This is a genomic window from Dietzia cinnamea NBRC 102147 (assembly GCF_001571065.1).
GTDB lineage: Bacteria > Actinomycetota > Actinomycetes > Mycobacteriales > Mycobacteriaceae > Dietzia > Dietzia cinnamea.
The window spans coordinates 1-13,372 of the sequence record NZ_BCSW01000066.1; the positions used below are offsets into that span (position 1 = coordinate 1).

14 protein-coding genes and 1 tRNA gene are annotated in these 13,372 nt (G+C 72.4%); 9 read left to right on the forward strand and 6 right to left on the reverse strand.

Annotation, left to right across the window (positions count from 1 at the left end; all coding sequences use genetic code 11):
* Positions 1 to 111: 111 nt before the first annotated feature.
* The gene (locus tag DCI01S_RS14690; RefSeq protein WP_061229918.1) at positions 112 to 579 is read right to left on the reverse strand and encodes a hypothetical protein; all 468 of its coding nucleotides are present in this window, start codon (positions 577 to 579) and stop codon (positions 112 to 114) included.
* A gap of 153 nt (positions 580 to 732) precedes the next feature.
* Between DCI01S_RS14690 and DCI01S_RS14695 the strand changes: the two genes are divergently transcribed.
* Positions 733 to 1,653 (forward strand): DMT family transporter, encoded by a 921-nt coding sequence (locus DCI01S_RS14695; protein WP_061229930.1) that lies wholly within the window; start codon positions 733 to 735, stop codon positions 1,651 to 1,653.
* Between the two features lie 58 nt (positions 1,654 to 1,711).
* Positions 1,712 to 3,658, forward strand: a complete 1,947-nt coding sequence (locus DCI01S_RS14700) for a DUF2339 domain-containing protein (RefSeq protein WP_061229919.1) — start codon at positions 1,712 to 1,714, stop codon at positions 3,656 to 3,658.
* Here the strand turns inward: DCI01S_RS14700 and DCI01S_RS14705 are convergent.
* Positions 3,613 to 4,074, reverse strand: coding sequence for a hypothetical protein (locus tag DCI01S_RS14705; RefSeq protein ID WP_061229920.1), 462 nt, complete (start codon positions 4,072 to 4,074; stop codon positions 3,613 to 3,615). The genes DCI01S_RS14700 and DCI01S_RS14705 overlap by 46 nt on opposite strands.
* A gap of 183 nt (positions 4,075 to 4,257) precedes the next feature.
* On the opposite strand from DCI01S_RS14705, the gene DCI01S_RS14710 reads away from it, so the two are divergent.
* The gene (locus DCI01S_RS14710; RefSeq protein WP_061229921.1) at positions 4,258 to 6,699 is read left to right on the forward strand and encodes a glycoside hydrolase family 65 protein; all 2,442 of its coding nucleotides are present in this window, start codon (positions 4,258 to 4,260) and stop codon (positions 6,697 to 6,699) included.
* Here the strand turns inward: DCI01S_RS14710 and DCI01S_RS14715 are convergent.
* Positions 6,686 to 7,225 (reverse strand): PGPGW domain-containing protein, encoded by a 540-nt coding sequence (locus DCI01S_RS14715; RefSeq protein ID WP_061229922.1) that lies wholly within the window; start codon positions 7,223 to 7,225, stop codon positions 6,686 to 6,688. The two genes, DCI01S_RS14710 and DCI01S_RS14715, sit on opposite strands and share 14 nt — an antisense overlap.
* Before the next feature lie 47 nt (positions 7,226 to 7,272).
* A complete protein-coding gene (locus DCI01S_RS14720) occupies positions 7,273 to 7,902 on the reverse strand; it encodes a hypothetical protein (protein WP_061229923.1) in 630 nt (209 codons plus the stop codon).
* Between the two features lie 148 nt (positions 7,903 to 8,050).
* Between DCI01S_RS14720 and DCI01S_RS14725 the strand changes: the two genes are divergently transcribed.
* Together DCI01S_RS14725 and DCI01S_RS14730 are read left to right on the forward strand one after the other, a co-directional pair.
* A complete protein-coding gene (locus tag DCI01S_RS14725; RefSeq protein WP_174521564.1) occupies positions 8,051 to 9,361 on the forward strand; it encodes a cytochrome P450 in 1,311 nt (436 codons plus the stop codon).
* A 115-nt stretch (positions 9,362 to 9,476) separates the two neighbouring features.
* A complete protein-coding gene (locus DCI01S_RS14730) occupies positions 9,477 to 10,028 on the forward strand; it encodes a putative glycolipid-binding domain-containing protein (protein WP_061229925.1) in 552 nt (183 codons plus the stop codon).
* Here the strand turns inward: DCI01S_RS14730 and DCI01S_RS14735 are convergent.
* Entirely contained in the window at positions 10,012 to 10,986 is a 975-nt protein-coding gene (locus tag DCI01S_RS14735) for a prephenate dehydrogenase (protein WP_061229926.1), read from the reverse strand. The two genes, DCI01S_RS14730 and DCI01S_RS14735, sit on opposite strands and share 17 nt — an antisense overlap.
* A gap of 36 nt (positions 10,987 to 11,022) precedes the next feature.
* On the opposite strand from DCI01S_RS14735, the gene DCI01S_RS14740 reads away from it, so the two are divergent.
* The 4 genes from DCI01S_RS14740 to DCI01S_RS14755 all read left to right on the forward strand — a co-directional run bounded on the left by DCI01S_RS14740 (position 11,023) and on the right by DCI01S_RS14755 (position 12,482).
* Entirely contained in the window at positions 11,023 to 11,550 is a 528-nt protein-coding gene (locus DCI01S_RS14740; RefSeq protein WP_061229927.1) for a tRNA adenosine deaminase-associated protein, read from the forward strand.
* Between the two features lie 2 nt (positions 11,551 to 11,552).
* Complete coding sequence (locus tag DCI01S_RS14745; RefSeq protein WP_061229928.1) at positions 11,553 to 12,008, forward strand: nucleoside deaminase; 456 nt, start codon at positions 11,553 to 11,555, stop codon at positions 12,006 to 12,008.
* A gap of 124 nt (positions 12,009 to 12,132) precedes the next feature.
* Complete coding sequence (locus DCI01S_RS14750) at positions 12,133 to 12,336, forward strand: CsbD family protein (RefSeq protein WP_007627815.1); 204 nt, start codon at positions 12,133 to 12,135, stop codon at positions 12,334 to 12,336.
* A 55-nt stretch (positions 12,337 to 12,391) separates the two neighbouring features.
* Positions 12,392 to 12,482: transfer RNA gene (locus DCI01S_RS14755), tRNA-Ser, on the forward strand.
* 430 nt (positions 12,483 to 12,912) lie between these two features.
* On the opposite strand, the gene DCI01S_RS14760 is transcribed toward DCI01S_RS14755, so the two are convergent.
* Positions 12,913 to 13,372, reverse strand: a 460-nt coding sequence (locus DCI01S_RS14760; RefSeq protein WP_061229929.1) for a cadmium resistance transporter, incomplete at its 5' end; no start/stop codon positions are given.

Below are 13,372 nucleotides of genomic sequence, written 5' to 3' on the forward strand. Positions count from 1 at the left end.
GGCCCCCACACCCGCCCCGCCTGACACGCCGCGGCGGCGCTTCCGGCGTGCGTGAAAAGCACCTCGACGGGCCGGCCGGCGTGTGACCGGGCCGGGTCACCGCCGTCGGAATCACCACTGTGGCTCGACGACGATCCACACCACCATGCCGTCGAGCCCCCACAGCGCATCACTGGTGTCGCTCAGGTCGTCGTCGCTTTCGAGGTGCCCTTCTTCCAGAAGAGCGGCCGGGTGAGCAAGCGCCGCCTCGTAGACGGTTCGCGCCTGCGGGCCGGTGAGCATTCCGCAGCCGCGCGGGGCAGGTGTAGGTGCCGGCAACTCGAATTCCGCCGGCGGGGGGCCTGGCCACGCGGGGACGTCGTCGGCGGTCGAGGCGGTGTCGACCATCCCCGGTTGGCACACGATCACGCTCTCCGGGGCGGCCGGCTCCTGCTGGGCGTCGGACGAAACCGAACTCTCGACGGTGGCTTCCGGCGTCGGTGGCGGTCGGAGGGAATCGCCGCTGCCACTGCCGCATGCCACGAGCAGTCCGGTCGCCGCCAGTCCCGCGCCGACGGTGGTGACGAGTCGAGTGCGCATCGCGGCCCCTGTCCGGCGTGAGGAGTACCGGCTGATCGTGTCACACCCCGCGCGGGCATCGCTGTGCGTCGGCTCGGCCTGTCCCCCTCGCGTGAGGGGGTGGTGTGAAGCGGGTCGACGACGGCGAGGGCGGCTGCTTCATAAGGTGTGACGATGCCCGAGTCCGCGCGTCAGGCGCTCCGCCGGAACGGCGGCCATCTGGCGTCGGTGGCGCTGGTGCTCATGTGGAGTTCCGGCTACGTCGGCGCGGAGCTCGGCACCCGCGCCGGCGGCACACCGCTGCAGCTGCTGGCCTGGCGGTTCTCGATCCTCGGCGTTCTGCTGGTGAGCGTCTGCCTCGTGCTGCGGGTGCGGCTGGACGACCGTGCGTCGTGGACCCGGCAGGCCGCCCTCGGCCTGTTCAGCCAGGCCGTGTTCCTGTTCATGATCTTCGAGGGGGTCGCGCGCGGCGTCGACGGCGGCACCGCGGCCCTCATCGCCGCGCTCCAGCCGCTGCTCGTGGCCACCGTCGCCGGTCGCGTGCTCGGCGAACGCACAACGGCCGGCATGTGGATCGGTATGGCCCTCGGACTGGCGGGCGTGGTGGTGGTCGTCTCCGGCGGCCTGGACGCGGGGACCGCACCGTGGTGGGCGTACCTGTTCCCGGCCGCGGGCATGCTCAGCCTGGCCACGGGCACGGTCCTCACCCAGCGCCTGCGCCCCACCGAGACACTGCTGCAGTCCATCACCATGCAGTCCGTCGTCGCGGGTGTGGTCCTGATGGTCGCAGCGGTGCTGACCGGTCAGGCTGCGCCCGAGGCGGAAACCGACTTCTGGACGGCAGTGGCCTGGCTGGTATTCCTGTCCACGCTGTGCGGATACGTCCTCTTCGTCTTCGTCACCCGCACTCGCGGCGCCACCGTGGCCAGCGTCCTGCTGTACCTCACTCCGCCCACGACCATGGTCTGGGTGTGGCTCATGTTCGGTGTCCCGATCACCCTCCCGGCGGTGGTGGGGATGGCCGTCAGTGCCGTCGGCGTGATCCTCGTACTACGGTCGCGTCCGGCACCGGCGGCTCAGCGCGCACGGCGGTAGCGCCCGGGCCCGGGCCTGACATATGGACGCCGGGGCCGGGGCGGGAGATGATTCTGAGGTGAACCCCGAGCAGCCTGACCTGCAGCGCGCCCTCGCCGACCTCGACGCCCGCCTCGGGCGCATCACCGCGGAGGTCGCGGAGGTCCGGGCCGGGCTGATCGCGCTCGGTCGCCACGCCGGCCCCGCTCAGGCCGCGCAGGCGGCCCGGCCCGGGTCGCCCTGGCAGCCGCCCGGACCGCCAGCGCCCGAACCGCCAGCGCACGGGGTGCGCCCGGGCCGACCGTGGCAGCAGCCGGCGCGCGAGCACGCATGGCAGCCGGCGCCGCCGCCTCGGCCGACAGGCCCGCCGCAGTCGCTGCCGCAGCCGCCGCAGCCGCCGCAGCCGTGGGCACCGCCGGCCGAGGCGCGTCCGCGGCGGGCGCCGCGGATCACCGCCGCCACCGTCATCGCGGCGATCGGCGGGTCGGTCATGCTCGCCGGCATCGCCTTCCTGCTGGTGGTCGCCATCCAGGCCGGCCTCTTCCCGCCGATCGCGCGGGTGATCGCCGCCGCCGCGCTCGCGGTGGTCCTCGTCGCGCTAGGCCTACGACTTCAGGCGCGCCACGAGCCGACGGCCGGGACCCCGGTCAACCCCGGCGCGCTCGCGCTCGTCGGAACCGGACTCGCCGCCGCGATGCTCGACATCATCGCCGCGACCACCCTCTACCTGTGGATCCCCGTCCCGGCCGCGTTCATGTTCGTCGGCGGACTCGCCCTCGGCGGCATGGCGCTGGCCCAACGGTGGGCCTCGGGGCTGCTGGCGTGCCTCGTGTCCGCGGGCACGATGCTGCTCGCGCCGTTCATCTCCACGGACGTCGAACTGCCGGTCTTCGTCGCGATCGTCGGCATCGCCACCGCCGCCCTCGCCGCCGACCTGGGGGTGGCCGTCCGCGTCGTGTGGTCCGTCCTCCCCGGCATCCTGCTGGCCGGATACCTCTCGCAGGCCGCCCTCCACTCCCGCGGCGAACAGATGGCGCTCATCGCGACCGCCCTCGTCTTCGCCGCCGTCGGAGCAGGGGTGGCCTGGTACGACTCACTCCGCCGGAGCCCCGCCGTCGAGAACGCGGCCCTCGTCGTCGTCCCCACCGCACTGCCCCTCGCCCTCCTGCCCGCCACATACCTCCTCCGGCCCGGCTGGCCCTACGGCCTGCTCCTCGCCGCGGCCTACCTGGTCGTCGCCGTCCTCGCCGGCCGCACCGCCGGCACGGACCGCGCCGGCGGCACGGACCGCGACCGTCACGCCACGCACCTGTCCGCGGTGACCGGCATCGTCGGCAGCGCGCTACTCCTGCTCACCTGGGTCGAGCTGGGCGGGCGCGAGATGACCGGCTTCGCCCTCACCCTCAGCGCGCTGGCGTACGTCGCGGCGGCCGGGCTGTGGGGCCGCAGGTGGCTGCACTGGGTGGCCGGAGCCGCGTCCGTACTCGCCCTGCTCGTGTACCTGGGCGTCAACGAACCGCACCTCGCGCTCAGCGAACGGCTCGCGGTGCGCGAGTTCAGCTACTGGGACGTCGTCTCCGCGCTCGCCGTCACTGCGTTGGCGGCCGCCGTCACGTGGTGGGCGCGGCGCCGACTGCCCCGCGAGGCCGGGCGCGTGACGATGGTCGGTGCGGTCGTCGCCCTGGCCACCTTCTCGGTGATGATCGTCGCCGCCGGCGTGACGATCGGCGACCTCACCGGCGCGGCGCGCACCGGGTTCCTCGCCGCGCACCTCGTGGTGACCGTGCTGTGGATCTGCTGCGCGGCGTGGCTGGTCCTCACCCCGAGCCCCCGCATCGCCGACGCCCGCCGGCTCGGGTTCGTCCTGGGCGCGCTCGCGCTGGCGAAGCTGCTCCTGCTGGACCTCGCCACGCTGCCGGGCCTGTTCCGCGTCCTGTCGTTCATCGCGGTCGGCGCGGTGATGCTCGCGGTGGCCGTGCGCTACCGCAAGGAGACCGACCCGTCGGGCAGCGGCTCACCCACGTAGATGTGGAAGGCCCGCGGCTCCGCGCCGGACATCAGCACCTGTACCTCCGGGTGATCGACCTCGTCGGGATCGTCCGACGGCTGGCTCCACACGACCTCTCCCGCGTCGGTCAGCTCGCGCAGCGCCATCCGCGTGGCGCGCACCCACCGCACACGCTTGAGCGCCGGCTCGTCCCGGAGCAGGTCGTCCGCCAGTCCCTCCCGGTCGCGCAGATCGACCATCAGGCGCTCACCGTCCGGGCACTCGTACGCCATGCAGACCTGGTCGACCAGAACGGCCAGTGGCCACGAGGGCGCCGAGCCGAGCAGATCGACGATGATCATCCGTGCGTCCTCCACCTGACAGGCCGTCGGCGTGGTGAGGATCTGCATGCGGTCGGCGACGTCCTCGGTGATCTCGATGAGCTGAACGGTCATGGTGCACTCCCGTGTCCGACGAGACGGTCGACAAGGGGGTTCGCGGCGCGGCCCGAACCGTCCCGACTGTGACCTAGATCATAGCCCATCGGCGTAGCCGGCGGGTCTCGGCGGGGTGACGATCCCGAGAACCGGACCGCCAACCGGGCCCGCCGACGACTCGGGTGTGGTTGTGTCACAGGTGTGACCATCTCGCACACCGGTCTCCTGGACACCGCCGGTGATACCGACGCCGCCTTCACCCTCGCCTACGACGGCGTCGATCCCCGGGACGAGGGCCTGCGCGAAACCCTCACCTCGACCGGCAACGGGTACATGGCCACCCGCGGCGCGGCCGAGTGGGAGGAGGCCGACGACGTCCATTACCCCGGCACCTACGTCCACGGCCTCTACAACCGCGCGACCACCCTGCTCGGCGGTGTCCCGGTCCACAACGAGGACCTGGTCAACCTGCCCAACTGGCTGCCGCTGAAACTCCGCGTCGGCGGCGCGGAGGTCCTGCGCCTCGCGGACGTGGAGGTCTTCGACTACCGGCACCGGCTCGACCTCCGCGCCGCGGTGCTCACCCGGCACCTGCGCTTCCGCGACCGCGAGGGGCGCGAGACCGAACTGGTCAGCCGCCGGTTCACCTCCATGGCGTCGATGCACCACGCCTACCTCGAGTGGACCCTCACCCCGCTCAACTGGTCCGGGCCCGCCGAGGTCGTCAGCGCGATCGACGGGCGCGTCACCAACGACGGCGTGCCCCGCTACCGCGACCTCGAGGGAACCCACCTCCACCCCGTCGGAACGGAGTTCCCGGAACCGGAAGTGATGGCGCTCAAGACCCGGACCCGCCAGTCCGAGGTCACCGTCAGCGTCGCCGCCCGGACCTGTGTCCTCGCCGCCGGCCGGCCGGTCGAGGTGCCACGCACCGACTTCCGCACCCCCGACCACGTCCAACAGACGCTGCACCTCGACCTCGAGCGCGGGGTGCCGGTGACCGTGGAGAAGTCGGTGGCGCTGTTCACCTCGCGCGACCCCGCGACGGGCGACACGCTCGTGCGGGCGCACCGCTCGGTGGCCAGGTCGAGGTCGTTCGAGTCCGCCCTCGCGCACCACCGCGAGTCGTGGGACCGGCTTTGGCAGGCGTGCGACGTGCAGGTGTTCGGCGACGACGAGGCCCAGCATCTCCTGCGCGTCCACATCAGCCACATCCTGCAGACGTGTTCGCCCAACACCGCCGATCTCGACGCCGGCGTCCCCGCCCGAGGGATCAACGGCGAGGCCTACCGCGGCCACGTGTTCTGGGACGAGCTGTTCGTCCTGCCGTTCCTCACGCACCGGTTGCCGGGTGTCACCCGCAGTCTGCTCATGTACCGCTACCGTCGCCTGGCCGAGGCGCGCGCCGCCGCCCGGGCCACCGGGCGCGCCGGCTTCATGTTCCCCTGGCAGAGCGGATCGCTCGGCACCGAGGAGACCCAGGAGGTCCACCTCAACCCGATGTCGGGGAAGTGGGACGTCGACCTGTCCCACAACCAGCGGCACGTCAGCGCCGCGATCTTCTACAACGTCTGGCAATACGTCGTCACCACCGAGGACACGATGTTCCTCGAATCCCACGGCGCGGAGCTGATGCTCGGCATCGCACGGTTCTGGTCGTCGGCCGCCCACTACTCGTCCGACCGGGAACGCTACGAGATCCACGGCGTGATGGGCCCGGACGAGTACCACGAGAAGTACCCGGGCGCGGCCGAGGGCGGCCTCCGCAACAACGCCTACACCAACGTCTTCGTGGCGTGGATCTGCGACATCGCCGCGAACCTGCTCGACCTGCTGCCGTCGCCGCGCGCCGACGCCGTCCGCGCCCGGCTGGAGCTCCGCGACGAGGAGATCGAGCGATGGAAGGACATGAGCCGCCGGATGTTCGTGCCGTTCCACGACGGGATCATCAGCCAGTTCGAGGGCTACGCCGACCTCGAGGAACTGGACTGGGACGCCTACCGCGCGAAGTACGGCGACATCCAGCGCCTCGACCGGATCCTCAAGGCCGAGGGCGACACACCGGACCGCTACAAGCTGGCCAAGCAGGCCGACGCGGTGATGCTGTTCTTCCTGTTCGGTGACGACGAGCTGCGCCGCATCTTCACCCGGCTCGGTTACGAGTTCCCCGAGGATGCCGCCCGCCGCACGATCGAGTACTACGACCGCCGGACCTCGCACGGGTCGACCCTGTCGTACATCACCCACGCCGGCGTCCTCGCCCGCTTCGACCCGGACTCCTCGTGGGAGCGGTTCACTGTGGCGCTGCGCAGCGACGTGGGCGACATCCAGGGCGGCACCACCCGCGAGGGCATCCACATGGGGGTCATGGCGGGCACGGTCGACCTCGTGCAACGCTTCTACGCCGGCATGCGGGCCGAGGGCGGGATGCTCCACCTGGAGCCGAACCTGCCGGGGGCGATCGACGGTGTCTCGTTCTCGGTGATCCACCTGCGCTCCCCGCTCACCGTGACGGTGACGCGCGACGAGGTGGTGATCCGGCACCGCGATGGCGTGATCGACGCGACCCCGGTCCGCGTCCGGGTGGCGGGGGAGGAGCGGCTGGTCGCGGTCGGCGGGGAGGAACGGTTCAGCCTGGCGTGACCTCGGCGCGGGCGTGGCGTCGTGCGGCGCGCGCCCGGCGACGCTCCTCGCGCCGCTGACGGTCGTGGACCACCTCGGCCTCGTGGTCGTACGGGCTGCCCCGGAACCGCCGGAAGGCGTAGACGAGCAGCGCCAGCGCCACGAGCCCCGAGAAGATGAGGGTGCCACCGGTGCCCCACCCGCCGACCAGCCACAGGTCCGGCGAGAACGGCCACCATCCCGGCACCGCCGCCCCGATGCCCCAGAAGATGCCCAGCCCGATCAGCCAGGCCACGCCGAGCGCCGAGCCGGCGATCCTGGGCCACGACTGGACCCCGTGTGAGGCGCCCTCCATGGCGAGCCGCTTGATCGTGAGGAGCCGCCGGTCGAACCAGTCGTACTGCCGCGAGAGCACGACGGTCCCGGCGAAGAGCATGAGCAGTCCGGGGCCGGGCAGGAACAGCGCGGCGACGCCCAGGGCGACGAGCGTCCAGCCGAGCACCTCCAGGCCGAGGCGCCTCGCCGCGACGTAGCCGAGTCTTCTCACCGGACCATCGTGACAGAAATCGGGGGCGTCAGAGGGGCCGTGGGGGGTCAGGCGAGGACCGTGGAGCGGTACTCGTCGGCGGCGCGTGCCCCGGCGTCGAGGTCGACCTCCGGCCAGCCGTCGGGGGCGTGGAGGACCGCGGCGAGGTGCGCGGCGGTGAGTCCGGACCCGGCGTCGAGCAGCGCCTCGACGGCGTCAGGGTCGGGGTCGTCGAGGAGCGTGGAATCGGCCAGGTCGTCGATGATGTCGCGCAGCGCCGCCCGCGTCACGGGGAACAGCTCGGGGTCGAAGCCGTCGTCGACGGGCTGGTCCAGTCTCCACCAGCGCGACCCGTCCCAGCCGTAGAGGAACCCCAGGTACGCCCCGCGGGACCGCGCGTGCTCGACTCCGCGGCGCCACCAGCCGGGTGCGTCGCCCACGAGGTCGGTGCCGGCCTCGCCGGCGCGCCCGCTGCCCTCGGTGAGGGAGAACTCGTGGTGCCATCCGGCCAGCAGGGCGCGTCCGTCACCGGGCCGCAGGAGGGCCATCCACATGCCCTCCGCGCCGGCCCAGTGCAGCGCCGTGGCGGTGGGTCGGTCGTGCTCGAGTCCCACCGCCGCGCGCACCGCGGCGTCCACGGCGAGGAGGGCGGCGATGTCGTCGGGCGTCGAGTCCGTGTCCACCGGGAGCAGGGCCATGCGGCCCAGGGTAAACCCGATCGACGACGACGAGGTGACGATCACGGTGAACGTCCGGCGACCCGCGGGTGCCACAGGGGTGCACGGCCGCGCGGATCGCGGAAGCGAACCCGCTGCGGTCGGCCCGGGCGACTCGTACGGTGGGCGCATGATCAGTGACGTCGCACACAGGCTCCCGCCGGGCCCGAGGGCGCCCCGCCTCCTGCAGGCGGTGCTCGCTCTCGCCGCCCCCGCGGCCGTGTTCCCCGCGGCGGCCCGCCGGTACGGGGTGCCGTTCACGCTCGATCTCATGCCCCGGGGGCGGAAGGTCGTCGCGGTCTCCGAGCCCGCGCAGGTCAAAGACGTGTTCGCCGGCTCGCCGTCGGTCTTCCACGCCGGTAAGGGCAACGACCTGCTCCGTCCCCTCCTGGGCGACCACTCGCTCCTGCTTCAGGACGGTGACGAGCACGCCCGCGCGCGGCGACTGCTGGCGCCGGCGTTCGGGCGGCGCGAGATCGCCGGCTACCGCGAGCTCGTCGAGGAGGTGACCGCCGAGCAGCTGTCCCGGTGGCCGCGATCGGGCCGGGTCCGCGCGCACGTCCTGCTCAATCAGCTCACCCTCGAGGTGATCCTGCGGGTCGTGTTCGGCGTGACCGACTCCGCGAGGCTGGACCGGATGCGACCGATCGTCGCCCGGGCGGTCGACGCGGGGCCGGTCGTGATGATCGGGCTGGGGATCGGTCCGCTGCGCCGGCTGTGGCCGTGGAGCCGCGAGGTGCGCGACCTCGAGACCATCCACGAGTTCCTCGGCGAGGAGATCGAGGCCGCCCGGCGCGACCCGGCGCTCGAGGAGCGGCGGGACCTCATGGCACTGCTGGTGCGCGCCTCGGCCACCGACGCGCAGGGGCTCTCGGACGCGGAGCTGCGCGACCAGCTCATGACCCTTGTCGCGGCCGGGCACGAGACCACGGCCACCGCCATGGCGTGGTCGGTGCTCGAGCTGGCCCGGCATCCGCGGGTCCAGGAGCGCTGCGTCGCCGAGATCGCCGGGGACGGGTCGGAGTACCTCGACGCCGTGCTCAAGGAGGTCCTGCGACTGCACCCGGTCGTGCCCATGGTCATGCGGGAGCTGCAGGAGCCGGCCACGATCGGCGGGCACACCTACCCGCGGGGCGTGACCGTGTCGCCGTCGATCGTCCTGGCCCACCGCTCCCCGGGGACCTATCCGTCGCCCCTCGACTTCGACCCCGGGAGGTTCCTGGGCGAGGTGCCCACGCCCACGGAGTGGCTGCCGTTCGGTGGCGGGGCGCGCCGGTGCATCGGCGCGTCGTTCGCGATGATGGAGGGCGAGGTCATCCTCCGGCAACTCCTCGAGAGGTACCGACTGGAGCCGGTCGGCAGCGGGCGGGAGTGGCCGCGGTCCCGCAACGTGACGCTGTACCCCTGGCGTCGGGCGCGCGTGGACCTGCGTCCACGCTGAGGTGGCGGGGGATCCGGATGTGCGTTTTACTGAAGATTTTCCTACCGTGGTCGGTGTGAACGCTTCTCAGACGCCCTCTTCGCAGCCCGAAGCGCCGCGCGCCTCGGCTCCCTGCATGTACACGTGGATCTCCGAGACCGGCAGGGTGATCGAGCAGGTCAGAGTCGTTCCCAGGGGTGATTCCGCGCGTGCCCGCGGTCGGATCGTCTCCGCGGCGCACCCCGAGCACGTGGCCTTCACGGTCGAATATGACGCGGAGATCGGCTCGGATCAGGCCCTGCGTCGGGTCGGGCTGACGGTGAGCACCGAGGAATACGAGCGGTCCATAGACCTGGCCTGCGACGACGAGGGCGCCTGGCTCCTCGACGATCCGAGCGGCACCCGGTCCCGCGTGGGCGGCGACGGCGTGGTCGACGTGGACGTCACCTACAGCGTGTTCTTCGCCAGCGTCATGATCCGGCGCCTCGGGCTGCACGCCCAGCCCGGATCCGCGGAGGAGCGCGTGCTCTCGGTGGATTCCATGACGCTCGACGTCACCGAGGACACGGTGACCCTGTCCAGCGACGACGAGCAGGTCCACGGATTCACGGCGACCGCCTCGACCAGCGCGACTGTTGATGCCGACGGCGTCATCATCGACGTGCCGGGGCTCAGTCGCCGGGCCTGAACGGCCTGCCGCCGGGCCTGACCTCCCGGCCCGCCGCCCCCGCCGCGCGCAGCTCCTCGAGCCACCCCGCGGCTCCCGGCGTGACCTCCACCGGCTCCCCGGCCGCCCCTGCCCCGGCCTGCGCCTCCTCGTAGGCGCGCCGCGCGCGGTGCCCGTCGTCGACGAGCGGTCCCAGCGTTCCCCGCTCGGCCAGCGACGCCCGCGCGTCCCGCAGGTCGGCCAGGCAGTCGTCCAGCACGTCCAGCAGCGCGTCCCGGTTGGGCTCGCAGATGGCCCGCACCAGGTCGGGGGCCGTCCCCGCCACGCGGGTGCCGTCGCGGAACGACCCGGCCGCCAGCGCGAGCGCGAGGTCCCCGCCCCGCCCGCCGGCCAGCGCGAGCGCCTCCGCCAGGACGTGGCCGAGGTGGGAGATCCGGGCGACCGCCGCGTCGTGTTCGGCCGACGTCGCCGAGAGGATCCGCGCGCCGCTGTCCATCGCGAGCCGCGCGACCCGCGCCCACGTGTCGGGGTCGGCGCCCGGGTCCGCCGCGACGAGCCACGTGGCGCCGCGGAACAGGTCCGGGTCGCCCGCGTCCCAGCCGGAGTGGGCGGTGCCGGCCATGGGGTGCCCGCCCACGAACCGCGCCCCGAGGCCGTGGCGCCGCACCGCGTCCAGGACGGGCCCCTTGACGCTGATGACGTCGGTGAGGGCGACGCCCGGTGCGTGCTCGGCCACCGCGCCCAGGACCGCGTCGAGGGCGGGGAGGGGGACGGCGACGACGACGAGGGCATCTGACTCCCGGGCCCGGCGGAGCGTGTCGGGCAGGTCCGTGGTGACGGCGAAACCCGCGGCGGTGGCGGCCTCGGCGCCTGCGGCGGAACGGTTCCATCCGAAGGCCCGTTCGGGGCCGAGGGCCCGCATCAGCGAACCGCCGATCAGACCCGCCCCGAGCACGCACACGTCCGCCGTCACCGTCACCTGACAAGGTTCTCACAGCAGACTACGGTTGAGCCCATGGCCAGCAGCTCCGACCGACACGCCCGCGATTCCGACGACGACTCGGTGACCGGCATCGCGCTCGGGGTGGTGCAGGACGGCGGATCGTGGCAGGTCACGCGCCTGGACGACGCCGCGCTGACGAGTCTCGACGACGCCGCGCGGCAGGTCCGCGCGCTGCGGGCCGAGGGGCCGTCGTTCGGGTTGGTGGACGTGGACCACGAGTTCTTCGTGATCCTGCGCCCGGGCCCGTCCGGCATGCGGCTCATGCTCTCCGACGCCACCGCGTCGCTGGACTACGACCTCGCCGCCGACGTGCTCGACGAGCTCAACGTGGACGTCCCCGACATGACCGACGAGGAGCTCGAGGACACCGATCCCTGGGGCGAGGGCGACATGGCGATCCTCGAGGACATGGGTCTGCCGGCCGGGGTGCTGGAGATCATCGTCTCCGAGGTGGATCTGTACGCCGACGAGCAGCTGCAGTCCGTGGCCGAGCGGATGGGGTTCGGCGACGAGATCGAGCGGCACCTGCCCGACTCGTGAGGGTGCACCGCGCGAACAAGGCCCTCGTGCGCCGCGCGCTGGCCGTTGCCGCGGGCACCCCGCCCGAGGACGTGCCCGTCGGCGCGGTCGTCATCGGCCCGGACGGCACCGAGCTGGCCGCCGCCACCAATCGCCGAGAGACCGACGGCGACCCGTTCGCCCACGCCGAGGTGCTCGCGCTGCGCGAGGCCGCGAGGGTGCTCGGTGACGGCTGGCGGTTGGACGACTGCACCCTCGTGGTGACGCTCGAGCCCTGCACGATGTGCGCGGGGGCGGCGGTCGCGGCGCGGGTGGGCCGGATCGTGTTCGGGGCGTGGGAGCCGCGGACGGGGGCCTGCGGCTCGCTGTGGGACGTCGTGCGCGACCGGCGGCTGGTGCACCGGCCAGAGGTGCACGGCGGCGTGCTGGAGGACGAGTGCGCGGCTGTTCTCGAGGACTTCTTCCGCGCCCGACGCTGACGCCGGCCCGCCCCGCCCGGTGATCCGATCGTGACCCGCACGCGGTGGAGGCCCCGGCCGGGCGTGGATACGGTGGATCTCGAGAGGCGCCGGGCCCCGGCGCCGCGATCGAGAGGAGTACCACATGGGAGTGGGAGACAAGTTCTCGAACAAGGCCGAGGAGCTGGGCGGCCGCGCCAAGGAGTCCGCGGGCGCCGCGACGGGCGACCGTGATCTGCAGGCCGAGGGTCAGGCCGACCAGGGCGCGGCGGGCCTGAAGCAGGGCGCCGAGAAGCTCAAGGACAAGGCCAACGAGGCCGCCAGCAAGCTCACCGGCAACGACAAGTGAGCGTGTGCCCGCGCCGATTTTTCTCTGCGGGCCCTCGTGCAGTAGCCTGATCGGCGGTGGCGTGTCCGAGCGGCCGAAGGTGCAGCACTCGAAATGCTGTGTTGGGTAACCCCCAACCGTGGGTTCAAATCCCACCGCCACCGCCACGGGGAGAGCCCCGGATCTCGAGAGAGGTCCGGGGCTCTCGCCATGTCCGCCCGGGCGCCCGGCGGGCCGGCCCCGCATCCGCCGCTTCGACCCCGCCGGTCATCCGCTCCCGGCCCCGGGGTGGACAGTCTTACAAGGAGATGTTCACGTCCGTCTGGCAGACCGGACAACGCAGGGACAAGTCAGCCCCACAGCCCTCCCTTGTTTGCCAAGGCGCCAGTTCATCGTCTCTTTGGAGTACACCCGTGTGGGACGGTGGTGGCGCCGCCATCGCCGCTGTGTCACAGGGTTGAGTTGTGGACTTGATCGCTCTGTGGCGGTCTTCTGTGGCTACTTCTTGGCGGCGACGTACCAATCGGGCGTTCTGGCCGGAAGAATTAGAGCGAGTCGGCGGCTCACGGGTGCGTGGTGGGGTTTGCGTCGGTTCTGTCAGAGTCCGAATGCTCCGCCGCTGATCAGGATGAACGCGCCCAGGCCGATCAGGACTGTCGGGAACAGGATGTGTTCCCAGCGCTCTAGGACTTCGGCGATCGGTCGGCGGGTGGCGACGAACTTGGCCAGGCCCACCAGTCCTGCCACCAGCACTAGGAACACGATGCAGTAGGCGACTACGGCTCCCGGGCCCACGTTGAGAAAGACGGGGACGTAGACGCCGATGTTGTCGCCGCCGTTGGCGAAGGTTACGCCGGCCACGGTCCACACGGCGACGTTCTTGCCCTCGATCTTTGCGTCGTCGTCATCATCGTCCCCGCGCCAGGCCTGCCACGCGGCCCACAGTCCCAAGCCGAGTGGGATCAGCCCGAAGTAAGGGATGGCCTGCGGGGGCAGGAAGGCTCCCGCGCCCAGGGAGACGAGCACTGCGGCGCCGAGGATGCCGATGAAGCCGAGG

Coding starts and splice junctions, on each gene's coding strand:
- DCI01S_RS14720 (WP_061229923.1), bottom strand. CDS start 7,902: ATGGCCCTGCTCCCGGTGGACACGGACTCGACGCCCGACGACATCGCC.
- DCI01S_RS14695 (WP_061229930.1), top strand. CDS start 733: ATGCCCGAGTCCGCGCGTCAGGCGCTCCGCCGGAACGGCGGCCATCTG.
- DCI01S_RS14740 (WP_061229927.1), top strand. CDS start 11,023: ATGGCCAGCAGCTCCGACCGACACGCCCGCGATTCCGACGACGACTCG.
- DCI01S_RS14730 (WP_061229925.1), top strand. CDS start 9,477: ATGTACACGTGGATCTCCGAGACCGGCAGGGTGATCGAGCAGGTCAGA.
- DCI01S_RS14705 (WP_061229920.1), bottom strand. CDS start 4,074: ATGACCGTTCAGCTCATCGAGATCACCGAGGACGTCGCCGACCGCATG.
- DCI01S_RS14690 (WP_061229918.1), bottom strand. CDS start 579: ATGCGCACTCGACTCGTCACCACCGTCGGCGCGGGACTGGCGGCGACC.
- DCI01S_RS14750 (WP_007627815.1), top strand. CDS start 12,133: ATGGGAGTGGGAGACAAGTTCTCGAACAAGGCCGAGGAGCTGGGCGGC.
- DCI01S_RS14725 (WP_174521564.1), top strand. CDS start 8,051: ATGATCAGTGACGTCGCACACAGGCTCCCGCCGGGCCCGAGGGCGCCC.